The sequence below is a fragment of the Streptomyces sp. NPDC049040 genome, assembly GCF_043197715.1.
Classification (GTDB): Bacteria; Actinomycetota; Actinomycetes; order Streptomycetales; family Streptomycetaceae; genus Actinacidiphila.
Window position 1 is genome coordinate 186,884 of the sequence record NZ_JBICTO010000007.1, and the last position, 15,613, is coordinate 202,496.

The window sequence follows — 15,613 nt, forward strand, 5'->3', positions numbered from 1 at the left end:
CGGGAGCGCCTACACCCGCACGGCGATGACCCCGGCGCACTCCGCGGGGTCGGCGGAGGTGGTGTCGACCTCCAGGTCGTAGCTCACGCCCCGGTGCACCAGGTCGGCCTGGAGCGCGGCCATACCGGCGGTGCGGTCGCCGCGGGCGGCCTCGCGGGCCTCGGCGACGTCGGGGTCGCAGCGGACGCCCACCCACAGCACGGGCAGGTCGCCCAGGGCCTGCCGCCAGCGGGCCTGGGAGTCGGGGCCGCCGAGGAAGACGTCGTCCACGATGACGTGGGCGCCCGCGCGGGCCATCGCGGCGACACCGGCGGTCCAGGCGGCGTCCAGGGTGCGGAAGGCGGGGCCCACGGACACGCCCCCGTCGGAGCCGAAGGCGATCCCGGCGTCGGAGTCCTTGAGCGAGGCGGGCAGGGCGTCCACGAAGTCGTCCACGCTGAAAGCCAGCCACGGCTCCGGCAGGACCGCCTGGAGGCTGCGGGCCAGCGAGGTCTTGCCCGAACTGGAACCGCCGTTCAGAACGATCACCTGAGTCGTCATTGCGGACACACTACGGGCGCCGTGACGGCTCTGGCAGGCTGGTCCGATGCGTATACCCAGGCAGGCGGCACGGGTCGCGGTGCTCGACCCGGCGGGCGCCGTCTACATGTTCCGCTACGACAACGAGGAGGCCGGGATCCACTGGGCGATGCCCGGCGGGGGCATGGACCCGGGCGAGACACCGGAGCAGGCGGCGCTGAGGGAGCTGCGCGAGGAGACCGGCTGGGCCGACCTCGACCTGGGGCCCCTGCTGTGCCTGTGGGAGCACGATTTCACCCGGGTCGGGGTGAAGGTGCGCCAGCATGAGCACATCTTCCTGGCGTACGGGCCCCGGCGGGATCCGGTCGGCGACCTCGCGGAGTCCCACGCGGCCGACCGCATCCAGCGCGGGCGCTGGTGGTCGCCGGACGAGCTGGCCGCGGCCACCGAGGCGCTGTGGCCGCCGCAGCTGCCCGCCCTGCTCGCGACCGTACGCGCCGAGGGGGCGCCCGTGACGCCGGTGGACCTCGGGTACGTCACGGGCTGACGGCCGGGTCGACGTGGATGTCGGATTCTCGCCAGAAGACGGCCACGGGGCGGTGTTTGACTGCTCGCATGATCACTGGACAGTCGGACAAAGCGCGTCTCTTCCGCTCCCTGCACACGCCCTCGGCGCCGCTCGCGCTCACCAACGCGTGGGACGTCGCCAGCGCCCGCGTCATCGAATCCGCGGGCGCACCCGCGATCGCCACCACGAGCGCCGGCGTCGCCTGGTCGCTTGGCGCCCCCGACGGTGACGCGCTCACCCGGGACAGGGCGCTGGCGCTGATCTCCGCCATAGCCGCCGCCGTCGCCGTGCCGGTGACCGCCGACATCGAGGGCGGCTACGGGCAGGACGCGGACGGCGTCGCCGAGACCGTCGCCGGGGTGCTCGCGGCCGGTGCCGTCGGCGTGAACATCGAGGACGGGGCCAGGGCGCCGGAAGAGTTCGCCGTGCGGCTCGCCGCCGCCCGCCATGCCGCCGACCAGGCGGGCGCCGGCCTCTTCGTCAACGCCAGGATCGACACGTATCTGCGGGGGGTCGGGGAGGCGGACGCCCGGCTCGGGGAGACCCTGTCCAGGGCGCGCCGGTATGTCGACGCCGGCGCGGACGGCATCTTCGTCCCCGGTGTGACCGACACCGGCGTGGTCGCGGCGCTCGCCGAGGGCATCAGCGTGCCGCTGAACGTGCTGGCGGGGCCGGGCGCCCCGACCGTCGCCGAGATGGGCGCCGCCGGTGCGGCCCGGGTCAGCCTCGGGTCGGCCGTGGCGGAGGCCGCGTACGCCGTCGCCCGCAATGCCGCTCGCGAACTTGCCGCGAGCGGCAGCTACGGTGCCCTGGCGGACGCCATCGCCTACCCGGAGCTGAACGCACTCCTGTCCCCGACCCGCTGACCAGCTCCTCCGCCGATTGCCTCGGCCGGCACCCATCCCCGGCCACGGGGCGTGTGCGGCTCCCCTTCCGCAAGGGGGTGCCCCCCAGCGGCGTCCTTGCGGAAAGCGGCAACCACTTAGGGGCGCGGGGAACGGCGCGAGCAACCACCCACCGGCCGGTGGTCCGGATCGGACCGATCAGCCCCTTCGGGCCGGTGACGACCCGCGCCCCCGGTGGGGGCTTGTCGCGCAGTTCCCCGCGCCCCTGGGGTGGTGCGGTTCGTCGCCACGTGACGGCCGTGGGGGGCGCCCCTTGCCGAGGGGGGCAACCGCCAAGGGGCTGGGGGTACCCACGACCCCCGGGAGGCTCGTGGGGCAAGGGTGCCCCGAGAGGGCGGGCCCGGGATGGGGACTGCGTTTGCGCGGCAGGAGCAGAGGGGTAAGCTACCCGGCTCGATTGGCGCGGGCCGCAGGCCGTATGGCAGACTACCCAAGTTGCTCGGTCGAGCGCCGATGCTGCGCGCCTCCCGTCGGGAGGACCGGAAGCGAGTCCCACGGTACTCGTCGCCCTAACTGCCCAGGTGGGCAGCGCTGGGGCGGACGTACGGGAATCTTCCGGGAAGTGTCAGTGCGGCTCCGACCAGGCATCCGGTGGGTGTTATCTCCCACGCAACCCCCTGGTCAGGGAATTCCGCATGCGGAAAATCATGGCGAGGGGCGCGACACGCCCGACCGCGTGGGTCGGAGCAAGCGGATGCCGGAGCTGAATAGAGACAAGGACTACGGAGTAGCCATGGCGGGACAGAAGATCCGCATCCGGCTCAAGGCCTACGACCACGAAGTCATCGACTCCTCGGCGAAGAAGATCGTCGAGACGGTGACGCGTACTGGTGCGCAGGTCGCGGGCCCGGTGCCGCTGCCCACTGAGAAGAACGTGTACTGCGTCATCAAGTCGCCGCACAAGTACAAGGACTCGCGCGAGCACTTCGAGATGCGCACGCACAAGCGCCTGATCGACATCCTCGACCCGACGCCCAAGACCGTTGACTCGCTGATGCGCCTGGACCTTCCGGCCGGCGTCGACATCGAGATCAAGCTCTGAGAGGCGCGGAAAGATGACCAAGCAGATCAAGGGCATCCTGGGCGAGAAGCTCGGCATGACCCAGGTCTGGGACGAGAACAACCGTGTCGTCCCGGTGACCGTGGTCAAGGCCGGCCCGAACGTCGTGACCCAGGTCCGTACGAATGACGCCGACGGCTACGAGTCGGTCCAGATCGCCTTCGGCGAGATCGACCCTCGCAAGGTGAACAAGCCCCTCAAGGGCCACTTCGCCAAGGCCGACGTCACCCCGCGCCGCCACCTCGTGGAGCTGCGTACCGCCGACGCGGCCGAGTACACGCTCGGCCAGGAGATCACCGCCGAGGTGTTCGAGGCCGGTATCAAGGTCGACGTGACCGGCAAGAGCAAGGGCAAGGGCTTCGCCGGTGTCATGAAGCGTCACAACTTCAAGGGCCTCGGCGCCGGCCACGGCGTCCAGCGCAAGCACCGCTCGCCGGGTTCCATCGGCGGCTGCGCCACCCCTGGGCGTGTCTTCAAGGGCATGCGCATGGCGGGCCGTATGGGCAACGAGCGGGTCACCACTCAGAACCTGACCGTCCACGCCGTTGACGCGGAGAAGGGACTGCTGCTCATCAAGGGCGCGATCCCGGGCCCGAACGGCGGCCTCGTCCTGGTCCGCACCGCGGCCAAGGGGGCTTGAGGATATGAGCACCATTGACATCCTGTCGCCCGCGGGCGACACGACCGGGACCGTAGAGCTCCCGGCAGAGATCTTCGACGCCAAGGTCAGCATCCCGCTGATCCACCAGGTCGTCGTCGCGCAGCTGGCCGCCGCCCGTCAGGGCACGCACAAGGTCAAGACGCGTGGCGAGGTCCGTGGTGGTGGCCGCAAGCCGTACCGCCAGAAGGGCACGGGCCGCGCCCGCCAGGGCTCGACCCGCGCGCCGCAGTTCGCCGGCGGTGGCGTCGTGCACGGTCCGACGCCGCGGGACTACTCGCAGCGCACCCCGAAGAAGATGGTCAAGGCCGCCCTGCGCGGTGCCCTGACCGACCGGGCGCGCCACAACCGCATCCACGTCGTCACCGGCGTGATCGAGGGCGAGTCGCCGTCGACCAAGGCCGCGAAGACGCTCTTCGGGAAGATCAGCGAGCGCAAGAACGTGCTCCTGGTCATCGAGCGGGCCGACGAGGCCGGCTGGCTGTCCGCACGCAACCTGCCCCAGGTCCACATCCTGGAGGCCGGTCAGCTGAACACGTACGACGTGCTCGTCTCGGACGACGTGGTCTTCACCAAGGGCGCGTTCGACCGCTTCACCGGCGCCGGTGTCGAGGATGCCGAGCTGGAAGGGAGCGACGCCTGATGGCCGAGCACACCGAGATCACCAGCAAGACCTTCACGGACCCCCGTGACCTGCTGATCAAGCCCGTGGTCTCCGAGAAGAGCTACGCGCTGCTGGACGACAACAAGTACACCTTCGTCGTCGACCCGCGCGCCAACAAGACCCAGATCAAGCAGGCCGTCGAGACGGTCTTCCAGGTCAAGGTCACCGGGGTCAACACGATCAACCGGCAGGGCAAGCGCAAGCGCACCCGCACCGGTTTCGGCAAGCGGGCCAACACCAAGCGCGCCATCGTGACCCTCGCCGAGGGCGACCGAATCGACATCTTCGGCGGCCCGGTCTCCTAACGGGGGACTGGCCGTTCAGAAGTCCGGAATCATCCGAGGACTGAGAAATGGGTATCCGCAAGTACAAGCCGACGACCCCGGGCCGTCGTGGCTCCAGCGTCGCCGACTTTGTCGAGATCACGCGGTCCACGCCGGAGAAGTCGCTGGTCCGCCCTCTGCACAGCAAGGGCGGCCGTAACAACGCCGGTCGTGTGACCGTTCGCCACCAGGGTGGTGGCCACAAGCGCGCCTACCGTGTCATCGACTTCCGTCGGCACGACAAGGACGGCGTGCCCGCCAAGGTCGCGCACATCGAGTACGACCCCAACCGCACCGCGCGCATCGCGCTGCTGCACTACGCGGACGGCGAGAAGCGCTACATCCTCGCCCCCGCGAAGCTGCAGCAGGGCGACCGGATCGAGAACGGCGCCAACGCCGACATCAAGCCGGGCAACAACCTGCCGCTGCGCAACATCCCGGTCGGTACCACGATCCACGCGATCGAGCTCCGGCCCGGTGGCGGCGCGAAGATCTCCCGCTCCGCGGGCGCTTCGGTCCAGCTGCTGGCGAAGGAAGGCAACATGGCCACCCTTCGCATGCCGTCCGGCGAGGTCCGGATGGTCGACGTCCGCTGCCGCGCCACCATCGGCGAGGTCGGCAACGCCGAGCAGTCGAACATCAACTGGGGCAAGGCCGGCCGTATGCGCTGGAAGGGCGTACGCCCGACCGTCCGCGGTGTCGCCATGAACCCGGTGGACCACCCGCACGGTGGTGGTGAGGGCAAGACCTCCGGTGGTCGCCACCCGGTCTCCCCGTGGGGTCAGAAGGAAGGTCGTACTCGCTCGCCGAAGAAGGCATCGAGCAAGTACATCGTCCGCCGCCGCAAGACGAACAAGAAGCGCTAGGAGCGGGTTTAGATGCCGCGCAGTCTCAAGAAGGGGCCCTTCGTCGACGACCACCTGATCAAGAAGGTGGACGTCCAGAACGAAGCAGGCACCAAGAACGTCATCAAGACCTGGTCCCGCCGCTCGATGATCATCCCGGCGATGCTGGGCCACACGATCGCGGTGCACGACGGCCGTAAGCACGTCCCGGTGTTTGTCACTGAGTCGATGGTCGGCCACAAGCTCGGCGAGTTCGCACCGACCCGCACCTTCCGCGGGCACGAGAAGGACGACCGCAAGTCGCGGCGTCGCTGAGCGGGCTGAAAACCGTGACGAAGACAGACACTGAAGGGACGACCATGGAAGCCAGGGCCCAGGCGCGGTACATCCGCGTCACGCCCATGAAGGCCCGCCGTGTGGTGGACCTCATCCGTGGCATGAATGCCACGGAGGCTCAGGCGGTCCTGCGTTTCACCCCGCAGGCCGCGAGCGAGCCGGTCGGCAAGGTGCTCGACAGCGCCATCGCCAACGCCGCGCACAACTACGACCACACGGACGCCGAGTCGCTGTACATCAGCGAGGCGTACGTGGACGAGGGCCCGACCCTGAAGCGGTTCCGGCCGCGCGCCCAGGGCCGTGCCTACCGGATCCGCAAGCGGACCAGCCACATCACCGTGGTCGTCGCCAGCAAGGAAGGGACCCGGTAATGGGCCAGAAGGTTAACCCTTACGGGTTCCGGCTCGGCATCACCACGGACTTCAAGTCCCGGTGGTACGCCGACAAGCTGTACAAGGACTACGTCAAGGAAGACGTCGCCATCCGCAAGATGATGACGCAGGGCATGGAGCGGGCCGGCATCTCCAAGGTGGAGATCGAGCGCACCCGCGACCGCGTCCGCGTCGACATCCACACCGCCCGGCCGGGCATCGTCATCGGCCGCCGCGGCGCGGAGGCCGACCGTATCCGCGGCGACCTGGAGAAGCTGACCGGCAAGCAGGTCCAGCTGAACATCCTCGAGGTCAAGAACCCCGAGATGGACGCTCAGCTGGTGGCCCAGGCCGTCGCCGAGCAGCTGTCCTCCCGCGTCTCCTTCCGCCGTGCCATGCGCAAGAGCATGCAGGGCACGCTGAAGGCCGGCGCCAAGGGCATCAAGATCCAGTGCGGCGGCCGTCTCGGCGGCGCCGAGATGTCCCGCTCGGAGTTCTACCGAGAGGGCCGCGTCCCGCTGCACACGCTGCGGGCGAACGTGGACTACGGCTTCTTCGAGGCCAAGACCACCTTCGGCCGGATCGGCGTGAAGGTCTGGATCTACAAGGGCGACGTCAAGAACATCGCCGAAGTCCGTGCCGACAACGCGGCCGCCAGGGCGGGCAACCGTCCCGCCCGCGGTGGTGGCAACGAGCGTCCGCAGCGCCGCGGTGGCGAGCGCGGTGGCCGTGGTGGCCGTCGTCCTCAGACGGAAGGTGCGCAGGCCCCCAAGGCCGACGCGCCCGTCGCTGAGGCCCCGGCCGCGGAGACCCCCGGAACGGAAGGCTAAGTACCATGCTGATCCCCCGTAGGGTCAAGCACCGCAAGCAGCACCACCCCACCCGCCGTGGCATGGCCAAGGGCGGCACGGAGCTGGCGTTCGGCGAGTACGGCCTGCAGGCCGTCACCCCCGCGTATGTGACCAACCGGCAGATCGAGTCCGCTCGTATCTCCATCACCCGGCACATCAAGCGTGGCGGCAAGGTCTGGATCAACATCTACCCGGACCGTCCGCTCACCAAGAAGCCGGCCGAGACCCGCATGGGTTCCGGTAAGGGTTCCCCCGAGTGGTGGATCGCGAACGTCAAGCCCGGTCGGGTGATGTTCGAGCTGTCCTTCCCGAACGAGAAGGTTGCCCGCGAGGCGCTCACCCGCGCCGCGCACAAGCTTCCGATGAAGTGCCGCATCGTGCGGCGCGAGGCAGGTGAGTCGTGATGGCGGCCGGTACCAAGGCGACCGAGCTGCGCCAGCTCGGCGACGAGGAGCTCGTCGGCAAGCTGCGTGAGGCCAAGGAGGAGCTGTTCAACCTCCGCTTCCAGGCGGCCACAGGACAGCTTGAGAACAACAGCCGGCTCAGGGTCGTCCGCAAGGACATCGCCCGGATCTACACCCTCATGCGTGAGCGCGAGCTGGGCATCGAGACGGTGGAGACGGTGGAGAGCGCCTGATGAGCGAGAAGAATGTGACTGAGACCAGCACCGAGCAGCGCGGCTTCCGCAAGACCCGTGAGGGCCTCGTGGTCAGCGACAAGATGGACAAGACCGTTGTCGTGGCCGTCGAGGACCGTGTCAAGCACGCCCTGTACGGCAAGGTCATCCGCCGCACCAACAAGCTGAAGGCGCACGACGAGCAGAACGCCGCGGGCATCGGCGACCGTGTCCTCCTCATGGAGACCCGGCCGACCTCTGCCACGAAGCGGTGGCGCGTCGTGGAGATCCTTGAGAAGGCCAAGTAAGGCCCAGTAATCCCTGAGCGGGTATCCGCTCAGGACCGTTCCGTCAGGCTCGGCGGCGGGGCCGCACCGCAAGGCGCGGCCCCCCGCCGGGAACCGACGCGACAAACAGGAGATAGACGTGATCCAGCAGGAGTCGCGACTTCGTGTCGCCGACAACACTGGTGCCAAGGAGATCCTTTGCATCCGTGTTCTCGGTGGCTCGGGTCGCCGCTACGCGGGAATCGGTGACGTCATCGTCGCCACCGTCAAGGACGCGATCCCCGGTGGCAACGTGAAGAAGGGCGAGGTCGTCAAGGCGGTCATCGTCCGGACCGTCAAGGAGCGCCGTCGTGCCGACGGCTCGTACATCCGGTTCGACGAGAACGCCGCCGTCATCCTCAAGAACGACGGCGACCCCCGCGGCACCCGTATCTTCGGCCCGGTGGGCCGCGAGCTGCGCGAGAAGAAGTTCATGAAGATCGTCTCGCTCGCGCCGGAGGTGCTGTAACCGATGAAGATCAAGAAGGGCGACCTGGTCCAGGTCATCACCGGTAAGGACAAGGGCAAGCAGGGCAAGGTCATCGTGGCCTTCCCGGCTCAGGACCGCGTCCTCGTCGAGGGTGTCAACCGGGTCAAGAAGCACACCAAGGCCGGCGCGACCGACCGCGGTTCGAAGACCGGCGGCATCATCACCACCGAGGCGCCCGTCCACGTCAGCAACGTGCAGCTGGTTGTTGAGAAGGACGGCAAGAAGGTCGTGACCCGCGTCGGCTACCGCTTCGACGACGAGGGCAACAAGATCCGCGTTGCCAAGCGGACCGGTGAGGACATCTGATGACTGCCACCACCACTTCACCGCGTCTCAAGGCGCGCTACCGCGAGGAGATCGCGGGCAAGATGCGTGACCAGTTCTCCTACGAGAACGTCATGCAGATCCCCGGTCTCACCAAGATCGTGGTCAACATGGGTGTGGGCGACGCCGCCCGCGACTCCAAGCTGATCGAGGGCGCCATCCGCGACCTCGCCACGATCACCGGTCAGAAGCCGCAGGTCACCAAGGCCCGTAAGTCCATCGCGCAGTTCAAGCTGCGTGAGGGCCAGCCGATCGGTGCCCACGTCACGCTTCGCGGCGACCGCATGTGGGAGTTCCTCGACCGTCTGCTGTCGCTCGCGCTGCCGCGTATCCGCGACTTCCGCGGTCTGTCCCCCAAGCAGTTCGACGGCCGGGGCAACTACACCTTCGGTCTCACGGAGCAGGTCATGTTCCACGAGATCGACCAGGACAAGATCGACCGGGTCCGGGGCATGGACATCACCGTGGTCACCACGGCGACCAACGACGACGAGGGTCGTGCCCTCCTTCGTCACCTCGGCTTCCCGTTCAAGGAGAACTGACCGTGGCGAAGAAGGCTCTGATCGCTAAGGCCGCTCGCAAGCCCAAGTTCGCTGTGCGCGGTTACAACCGCTGCCAGCGCTGTGGCCGGCCGCACTCCGTCTACCGCAAGTTCGGCCTGTGCCGCGTGTGCCTTCGTGAGATGGCCCACCGTGGCGAGCTGCCGGGCGTGACCAAGAGCTCCTGGTAAGTCCCGTAAGGGACTCGACCAGGAACTCTCGGTAAGCAGATGGACGGCGGGACCCCGCCCTTTCTTCCCGTAAGGTAGAAGGGTTGGGCGCCCGCCGCCCGCATCGACTTACTACGCCGTAGGTCCACCGCACCGCACCCGTCCCCGGCTTCGCCCGGGGGAGAGGGATGGAGCACCAGGAAACCCCGGCGAGAGAGGCCCAGGGCCACCTCATGACCATGACCGACCCCATCGCAGACATGCTGACCCGTCTGCGTAACGCGAATTCGGCGTACCACGACGACGTCGTGATGCCGTTCAGCAAGATCAAGTCGCACATCGCGGAGATCCTCCAGCAGGAGGGTTACATCACGGGCTGGAAGGTCGAGGACGCCGAGGTCGGCAAGAACCTCGTCCTCGAGCTGAAGTTCGGCCCGGAGCGTCAGCGCTCCATCGCGGGTATCAAGCGGATCAGCAAGCCGGGTCTGCGGGTCTACGCGAAGTCCACCAACCTGCCGAAGGTGCTCGGCGGCCTCGGCGTGGCGATCATCTCCACGTCGCACGGTCTGCTCACCGGCCAGCAGGCTCAGAAGAAGGGCGTGGGTGGGGAAGTCCTCGCCTACGTCTGGTAACCGGGAAAGCGAGGTATAGCAATGTCGCGCATCGGCAAGCTGCCCATCTCGGTTCCCGCCGGAGTGGACGTCACCATCGACGGCCGCACGGTCGCGGTGAAGGGCCCCAAGGGCTCGCTCACCCACACCGTCGCCGCGCCGATCGACATCGCCAAGGGCGAGGACGGCACTCTGCTGGTCACCCGCCCCAACGACGAGCGTGTCTCGAAGGCCCTGCACGGCCTGTCCCGCACGCTGGTGGCGAACATGATCACCGGCGTGACCGCGGGCTACAGCAAGCAGCTCGAAATCAGCGGTGTGGGTTACCGCGTCCAGGCGAAGGGCTCCAACCTGGAGTTCGCGCTGGGCTACAGCCACCCGATCCTCGTCGAGGCCCCCGAAGGCATCTCCTTCAAGGTCGAGAACCCCACCAAGTTCTCGGTCGAGGGCATCGACAAGCAGAAGGTCGGCGAGGTCGCCGCCAACATCCGCAAGCTGCGGAAGCCCGACCCGTACAAGGCCAAGGGCGTCAAGTACGCGGGCGAAGTCATCCGCCGCAAGGTCGGAAAGGCGGGTAAGTAGCCATGGCATTCGGTGTGAAGATCGCCAAGGGCAAGGCCTACAAGAGTGCTGCGATCAAGCGTCGCCACATCCGGGTGCGCAAGCGCATCTCCGGTACGACCGAGCGTCCGCGCCTGGTCGTGACCCGGTCCAACCGGGGCATCGTGGCGCAGGTCATCGACGACCTCGCGGGCCACACGCTCGCGTCGGCGTCGACCCTCGACGCGTCCATCCGCGGCGGCGAAGGCGACAAGAGCGCCAAGGCGAAGCAGGTCGGCCAGCTCGTGGCCGAGCGTGCGAAGGCCAAGGGCGTCGAGGCTGTCGTGTTCGACCGTGGCGGCAACCAGTACGCGGGGCGCATCGCCGCCCTGGCGGACGCCGCCCGCGAAGCCGGTCTGAAGTTCTAGCCCGGTTCCGTTTGCTAGCGGAGAAACGCTAAAGAATCGAGAGGTAATTCCAATGGCTGGACCCCAGCGCCGCGGAAGCGGTGCCGGTGGCGGCGAGCGACGGGACCGTAAGGACCGGCGGGACGGCGGCCAGCAGGCCGAGAAGACCGCCTATGTCGAGCGTGTCGTCGCGATCAATCGCGTCGCCAAGGTTGTGAAGGGTGGTCGTCGCTTCAGCTTCACCGCGCTGGTCGTGGTGGGCGATGGTGACGGCACCGTGGGTGTCGGTTACGGCAAGGCCAAGGAGGTGCCGGCCGCCATCGCCAAGGGTGTTGAGGAGGCCAAGAAGCACTTCTTCAAGGTCCCCCGTATCCAGGGCACCATCCCGCACCCGATCCAGGGTGAGAAGGCAGCGGGCGTCGTCCTGCTCAAGCCGGCTTCCCCCGGTACCGGTGTGATCGCCGGTGGCCCGGTGCGCGCCGTGCTGGAGTGCGCGGGCATCCACGACGTGCTGTCCAAGAGCCTCGGCTCCGACAACGCGATCAACATCGTGCACGCCACGGTGGCGGCGCTCCAGGGCCTTCAGCGGCCCGAGGAGATCGCGGCCCGCCGCGGCCTGCCGATCGAGGACGTCGCGCCCGCCGCCCTGCTTCGGGCTCGTGCCGGAGTGGGTGTGTGATGGCGCGCCTGAAGGTCACGCAGACCAAGTCCTACATCGGCAGCAAGCAGAACCACCGTGACACCCTGCGTTCGCTCGGGCTCAAGCGCCTGCACGACGTCGTGGTCAAGGAGGACCGCCCGGAGATCCGCGGCATGGTCCACACCGTCCGCCACCTCGTCACGGTCGAGGAGGTCGACTGATCATGGGTGACAACCCGATCAAGATCCACAACCTCCGTCCCGCCCCCGGAGCCAAGACCGCCAAGACCCGTGTGGGTCGCGGCGAGGCGTCCAAGGGCAAGACGGCCGGTCGTGGCACCAAGGGCACCAAGGCCCGCTACCAGGTTCCGGAGCGCTTCGAGGGCGGGCAGATGCCCCTCCACATGCGCCTCCCGAAGCTCAAGGGCTTCAAGAACCCGTTCCGCACCGAGTACCAGGTCGTCAACCTGGACAAGCTCGCTTCCCTCTACCCCGAGGGTGGCGAGGTGACGGTGGCCGACCTGGTCACCAAGGGTGCGGTGCGCAAGAACCAGCTCGTCAAGGTGCTCGGCACCGGCGAGGTCTCCGTGGCGCTCCAGGTGACCGTTGACGCGGTCTCCGGGTCCGCCAAGGAGAAGATCGCCGCCGCCGGCGGCACCGTCACCGAGCTCGTCTGAGCCCGATGTCGAACACGACCGGGGATGCCCAGAAACTCTTGGGCATCCCCGGTCGTTCGTTCCTGTGATTTTCCTTCCCTGGTTGGTCATTCCTTGCGGGGCCACGTCGCCGGTAGGCTGGCCGACGCTGCTGTCGTCAGAAACCTCATAAACCGTCCTTCCGCCCTGGCGCGGGGGGTGCAGGAGGCACCGTGCTCACCGCGTTCGCACGGGCGTTCAGGACGCCCGACCTGCGCAAGAAGCTGCTGTTCACCTTGAGCATCGTGGTGGTCTACCGCCTCGGGGCGCATGTACCGGTGCCCGGCATCGACTACACCGTCGTCAACGCGTGCATCAAGGAGACGAAGGGCAACAACAGCCTCTTCGGCCTGGTGAACATGTTCAGCGGTGGCGCACTGCTCCAGCTGACGATCTTCGCGCTGGGAATCATGCCGTACATCACGGCGAGCATCATCCTCCAGCTGCTGACCGTGGTGATCCCACGCCTGGAGGCCCTCAAGAAGGAGGGCCAGGCGGGCACCACGAAGATCACGCAGTACACCCGGTACCTGACGGTCGCGCTGGCCGTGCTGCAGGGGACGGGACTGGTCGCCACCGCGCGCTCCGGCAGCCTGTTCTCCGGCTGCACCAACGCCGGCGGCATCGTGCCCAACCAGTCGATCTTCACCACGATCACGATGGTCACCACGATGACCGCCGGCACCGTGGTGATCATGTGGCTCGGTGAGCTCGTCACCGACCGCGGCATCGGCAACGGCATGTCGATCCTGATGTTCGTCTCCATCGCGGCCGGCTTCCCGAGCTCGCTGTGGGCGATCAAGGTGTCCGGCAAGATCGCCGGCGGATGGGTGGAGTTCCTCGCGGTCCTCGCGGTCGGCCTGGCCATGGTGGGCCTGGTGGTCTTCGTCGAGCAGGCGCAACGGCGGATCCCCGTGCAGTACGCGAAGCGCATGATCGGCAGGCGCTCGTACGGCGGCACGTCCACGTACATCCCGCTCAAGGTCAACCAGGCCGGTGTGATCCCGGTCATCTTCGCGTCGTCGCTGCTCTACATCCCGGCGCTGATCGTGCAGTTCTCCGGCTCGACCGCGGGCTGGGCCCAGTGGATCAGCCGCAACTTCACCAAGGGCGACCACCCGGTGTACATGGCGGCCTACTTCCTGCTGATCGTCTTCTTCGCCTTCTTCTACGTCGCGATCTCCTTCAACCCCGAAGAAGTTGCCGACAATATGAAGAAGTATGGTGGGTTCATCCCTGGCATCCGTGCCGGTCGTCCCACCGCCGAATACCTGAGTTACGTGCTGAACCGCATCACGTGGCCAGGCGCGCTCTACCTGGGCCTCATCGCGCTCGTGCCGACGGTCGCCATCGCGATCTTCAACGGCAGCAACGGCAACTTCCCACTCGGCGGTACCAGCATCCTGATCATCGTGGGTGTCGGTCTCGAGACGGTGAAGCAGATCGAGAGCCAGCTACAGCAGCGTAACTACGAAGGGTTCCTCCGCTGATGCGTATCGTCCTGGTCGGGCCTCCCGGCGCGGGCAAGGGGACGCAGGCCGCGTACCTCGCCGAGAACCTGTCGATCCCGCACATCTCCACGGGCGACCTGTTCCGCGCCAATATCAGCCAGGGCACCGAGCTGGGCAAGCAGGCAAAGGCATTCATGGACGCAGGCCGGCTCGTGCCGGACGAAGTCACCATCGGCATGGCCGAGGACCGGCTGCTCCAGCCGGACGCGGCACAGGGCTTCCTGCTGGACGGCTTCCCGCGCAACGTCGGGCAGGCCCAGGCGCTGGACGCGTTCCTCGCCAAGACGCATGTCACCCTCGACGCGGTCCTCGACCTGGAGGTCCCCGAGGAAGAGGTCGTCAAGCGGATCGCCGGACGCCGGCTGTGCCGCAACGACGGCGGGCACGTCTTCCACGTCGAGTACAACCCGCCGGCCGCCGAAGGCGTCTGCGACACCTGCGGCGGCGAGCTCTACCAGCGCTCGGACGACACCGAGGAAGCGGTGCGGATCCGGCTGGAGGAGTACCACAGCAAGACCGAGCCGATCATCGACTACTACAAGCAGCAGGGCCTGGTGCAGACGATCCCGGCCCTCGGCAAGGTGGCCGAGGTCACGCGGCGCGCGATGGACGCACTGCGGCGCGAGGTCTGACGACCGCGGCCGCACGGCGCGGCCGGCAGCACAGCACGGCAAACGGCCGTGGTGCCCCGACGGGCACCACGGCCGTATCGTTGAACGGGCGCCTGGCCCGTCAGCGCCCGTACACCCCGATGCAAGGAAGGCGTCAGCCGCATGGTGGAGATCAAGACCCCGGAGCAGATCGCCACGATGAGGCGCGCCGGTCTTGTCGTCGCGGCGATCCACGAGGCGACGCGCGCCGCGGCGGTGCCCGGCGCGACGACCAAGGACCTGGACGAGATCGCCGCCAAGGTCATCGCCGACCACGGAGCCAAGCCGAACTTCCTCGGCTACGGAGGCTTCCCCGGCAACATCTGCACCTCGGTCAACGACGTGGTCGTCCACGGCATCCCCGACCGCCAGACCGTGCTCAAGGACGGCGACATCATCGCCATCGACGCCGGCGCGATCGTCGACGGCTGGCACGGCGACGCGGCCTTCACCTGCTTCGTGGGCACCGGCCACGCGCCGGAGCTGATCGAGCTGAGCCGGGTGACCGAGGAGTCCATGTGGGCCGGCATCGCCGCCTTCCGCAAGGGCAACCGGCTGGAGGACATCTCCAGGGCCGTCGAGGGCTACATCCGCCGCCAGCCGCGCCCCGCGTCCGGCAAGTACGGCATCGTCGAGGACTACGGCGGCCACGGCATCGGCACCGAGATGCACATGGACCCGCACCTGCTGAACTACGTCACCAAGAAGCGCGGCCGGGGCATCAAGCTGATCCCCGGGGTGTGCCTGGCCATCGAGCCGATGGTGACCCTCGGCAGCCCGCACACGCACGTCATGGAAGACGAGTGGACGGTCAAGTCCGACGACGGCTCGTGGTCCTCGCACTGGGAGCACACCATCGCCCTGACCGAGGACGGCCCGCTGGTGCTCACCGCACCCGACTGCGGCCGGTCCAAGCTCGCCGAGTACGGCATCACCGCCGCACCCGACCCCGTTGCATAACGATCTTCCACCATGGGCATACACAGTGGATTCGT

At 68.0% G+C, this 15,613-nt stretch carries 27 protein-coding genes; 26 read left to right on the top strand and 1 reads right to left on the bottom strand.

The features are described 5' to 3' along the window. Positions 1-9 precede the first annotated feature (9 nt). Entirely contained in the window at positions 10-540 is a 531-nt protein-coding gene (cpt, locus tag ACGFMP_RS20275; RefSeq protein WP_393674055.1) for a chloramphenicol phosphotransferase CPT, read from the bottom strand. A gap of 46 nt (positions 541-586) precedes the next feature. On the opposite strand from cpt, the gene ACGFMP_RS20280 reads away from it, so the two are divergent. From ACGFMP_RS20280 to map, 26 genes are all read left to right on the top strand, one after another. Further along, positions 587-1,066, top strand: coding sequence for an NUDIX hydrolase (locus ACGFMP_RS20280; RefSeq protein WP_393674057.1), 480 nt, complete (start codon positions 587-589; stop codon positions 1,064-1,066). 68 nt (positions 1,067-1,134) lie between these two features. After that, positions 1,135-1,953, top strand: a complete 819-nt coding sequence (locus ACGFMP_RS20285; protein ID WP_393674058.1) for an isocitrate lyase/phosphoenolpyruvate mutase family protein — start codon at positions 1,135-1,137, stop codon at positions 1,951-1,953. 772 nt (positions 1,954-2,725) lie between these two features. Then, complete coding sequence (gene rpsJ, locus ACGFMP_RS20290; RefSeq protein ID WP_014144312.1) at positions 2,726-3,034, top strand: 30S ribosomal protein S10; 309 nt, start codon at positions 2,726-2,728, stop codon at positions 3,032-3,034. A 13-nt stretch (positions 3,035-3,047) separates the two neighbouring features. Then, positions 3,048-3,692 (top strand): 50S ribosomal protein L3, encoded by a 645-nt coding sequence (rplC, locus tag ACGFMP_RS20295; protein WP_327289212.1) that lies wholly within the window; start codon positions 3,048-3,050, stop codon positions 3,690-3,692. A 4-nt stretch (positions 3,693-3,696) separates the two neighbouring features. Beyond that, positions 3,697-4,353: a 50S ribosomal protein L4 gene (gene rplD / locus ACGFMP_RS20300; protein WP_393674061.1), complete on the top strand. Its 657-nt coding sequence runs from the start codon at positions 3,697-3,699 to the stop codon at positions 4,351-4,353. Continuing rightward, the gene (gene rplW, locus ACGFMP_RS20305; RefSeq protein ID WP_393674063.1) at positions 4,353-4,679 is read left to right on the top strand and encodes a 50S ribosomal protein L23; all 327 of its coding nucleotides are present in this window, start codon (positions 4,353-4,355) and stop codon (positions 4,677-4,679) included. The genes rplD and rplW overlap by 1 nt, the downstream gene beginning before the upstream one ends. Positions 4,680-4,726: 47 nt before the next feature. Further along, positions 4,727-5,563 (top strand): 50S ribosomal protein L2, encoded by an 837-nt coding sequence (rplB, locus tag ACGFMP_RS20310; protein WP_251485168.1) that lies wholly within the window; start codon positions 4,727-4,729, stop codon positions 5,561-5,563. 12 nt (positions 5,564-5,575) lie between these two features. Beyond that, positions 5,576-5,857, top strand: coding sequence for a 30S ribosomal protein S19 (gene rpsS, locus ACGFMP_RS20315; protein ID WP_033177798.1), 282 nt, complete (start codon positions 5,576-5,578; stop codon positions 5,855-5,857). 44 nt (positions 5,858-5,901) lie between these two features. Further along, positions 5,902-6,249: a 50S ribosomal protein L22 gene (gene rplV / locus ACGFMP_RS20320; RefSeq protein WP_073492408.1), complete on the top strand. Its 348-nt coding sequence runs from the start codon at positions 5,902-5,904 to the stop codon at positions 6,247-6,249. After that, complete coding sequence (gene rpsC / locus ACGFMP_RS20325) at positions 6,249-7,079, top strand: 30S ribosomal protein S3 (protein WP_393674066.1); 831 nt, start codon at positions 6,249-6,251, stop codon at positions 7,077-7,079. Before rplV ends, rpsC begins: the two co-directional genes overlap by 1 nt. A 5-nt stretch (positions 7,080-7,084) precedes the next feature. Next, positions 7,085-7,504: a 50S ribosomal protein L16 gene (rplP, locus tag ACGFMP_RS20330; protein ID WP_033177801.1), complete on the top strand. Its 420-nt coding sequence runs from the start codon at positions 7,085-7,087 to the stop codon at positions 7,502-7,504. Further along, complete coding sequence (rpmC, locus tag ACGFMP_RS20335; protein WP_033177802.1) at positions 7,504-7,737, top strand: 50S ribosomal protein L29; 234 nt, start codon at positions 7,504-7,506, stop codon at positions 7,735-7,737. Before rplP ends, rpmC begins: the two co-directional genes overlap by 1 nt. Next, a complete protein-coding gene (gene rpsQ / locus ACGFMP_RS20340) occupies positions 7,737-8,024 on the top strand; it encodes a 30S ribosomal protein S17 (protein ID WP_033177803.1) in 288 nt (95 codons plus the stop codon). Before rpmC ends, rpsQ begins: the two co-directional genes overlap by 1 nt. A 118-nt stretch (positions 8,025-8,142) precedes the next feature. After that, on the top strand, positions 8,143-8,511 hold the full coding sequence (gene rplN, locus ACGFMP_RS20345) for a 50S ribosomal protein L14 (protein ID WP_031524788.1): 369 nt from the start codon (positions 8,143-8,145) through the stop codon (positions 8,509-8,511). A gap of 3 nt (positions 8,512-8,514) precedes the next feature. Next, positions 8,515-8,838, top strand: coding sequence for a 50S ribosomal protein L24 (gene rplX, locus ACGFMP_RS20350; protein ID WP_393674069.1), 324 nt, complete (start codon positions 8,515-8,517; stop codon positions 8,836-8,838). Then, a complete protein-coding gene (rplE, locus tag ACGFMP_RS20355) occupies positions 8,838-9,398 on the top strand; it encodes a 50S ribosomal protein L5 (protein WP_251485174.1) in 561 nt (186 codons plus the stop codon). The genes rplX and rplE overlap by 1 nt, the downstream gene beginning before the upstream one ends. 2 nt (positions 9,399-9,400) lie before the next feature. After that, on the top strand, positions 9,401-9,586 hold the full coding sequence (locus ACGFMP_RS20360; RefSeq protein ID WP_073492416.1) for a type Z 30S ribosomal protein S14: 186 nt from the start codon (positions 9,401-9,403) through the stop codon (positions 9,584-9,586). 212 nt (positions 9,587-9,798) lie between these two features. After that, a complete protein-coding gene (rpsH, locus tag ACGFMP_RS20365) occupies positions 9,799-10,197 on the top strand; it encodes a 30S ribosomal protein S8 (RefSeq protein ID WP_329182408.1) in 399 nt (132 codons plus the stop codon). Positions 10,198-10,218: 21 nt separating this feature from the next. Further along, complete coding sequence (gene rplF, locus ACGFMP_RS20370; RefSeq protein ID WP_327289205.1) at positions 10,219-10,758, top strand: 50S ribosomal protein L6; 540 nt, start codon at positions 10,219-10,221, stop codon at positions 10,756-10,758. Positions 10,759-10,760: 2 nt separating this feature from the next. Next, positions 10,761-11,144, top strand: coding sequence for a 50S ribosomal protein L18 (gene rplR / locus ACGFMP_RS20375; RefSeq protein WP_393674072.1), 384 nt, complete (start codon positions 10,761-10,763; stop codon positions 11,142-11,144). A 52-nt stretch (positions 11,145-11,196) separates the two neighbouring features. Continuing rightward, positions 11,197-11,802, top strand: coding sequence for a 30S ribosomal protein S5 (rpsE, locus tag ACGFMP_RS20380; protein ID WP_031524774.1), 606 nt, complete (start codon positions 11,197-11,199; stop codon positions 11,800-11,802). Beyond that, positions 11,802-11,984, top strand: coding sequence for a 50S ribosomal protein L30 (gene rpmD, locus ACGFMP_RS20385; RefSeq protein ID WP_031524772.1), 183 nt, complete (start codon positions 11,802-11,804; stop codon positions 11,982-11,984). Before rpsE ends, rpmD begins: the two co-directional genes overlap by 1 nt. 2 nt (positions 11,985-11,986) lie before the next feature. Continuing rightward, the gene (gene rplO, locus ACGFMP_RS20390; RefSeq protein WP_393674074.1) at positions 11,987-12,439 is read left to right on the top strand and encodes a 50S ribosomal protein L15; all 453 of its coding nucleotides are present in this window, start codon (positions 11,987-11,989) and stop codon (positions 12,437-12,439) included. 191 nt (positions 12,440-12,630) lie between these two features. Then, positions 12,631-13,947 carry a preprotein translocase subunit SecY gene (gene secY / locus ACGFMP_RS20395; protein ID WP_393674076.1) on the top strand — a complete coding sequence of 439 codons (1,317 nt, stop codon included), beginning with the start codon at positions 12,631-12,633 and terminating at the stop codon, positions 13,945-13,947. Continuing rightward, positions 13,947-14,600: an adenylate kinase gene (locus ACGFMP_RS20400; RefSeq protein WP_393674078.1), complete on the top strand. Its 654-nt coding sequence runs from the start codon at positions 13,947-13,949 to the stop codon at positions 14,598-14,600. Before secY ends, ACGFMP_RS20400 begins: the two co-directional genes overlap by 1 nt. 141 nt (positions 14,601-14,741) lie before the next feature. Beyond that, positions 14,742-15,578, top strand: a complete 837-nt coding sequence (gene map / locus ACGFMP_RS20405; RefSeq protein WP_393674080.1) for a type I methionyl aminopeptidase — start codon at positions 14,742-14,744, stop codon at positions 15,576-15,578. Positions 15,579-15,613: the final 35 nt, after the last annotated feature.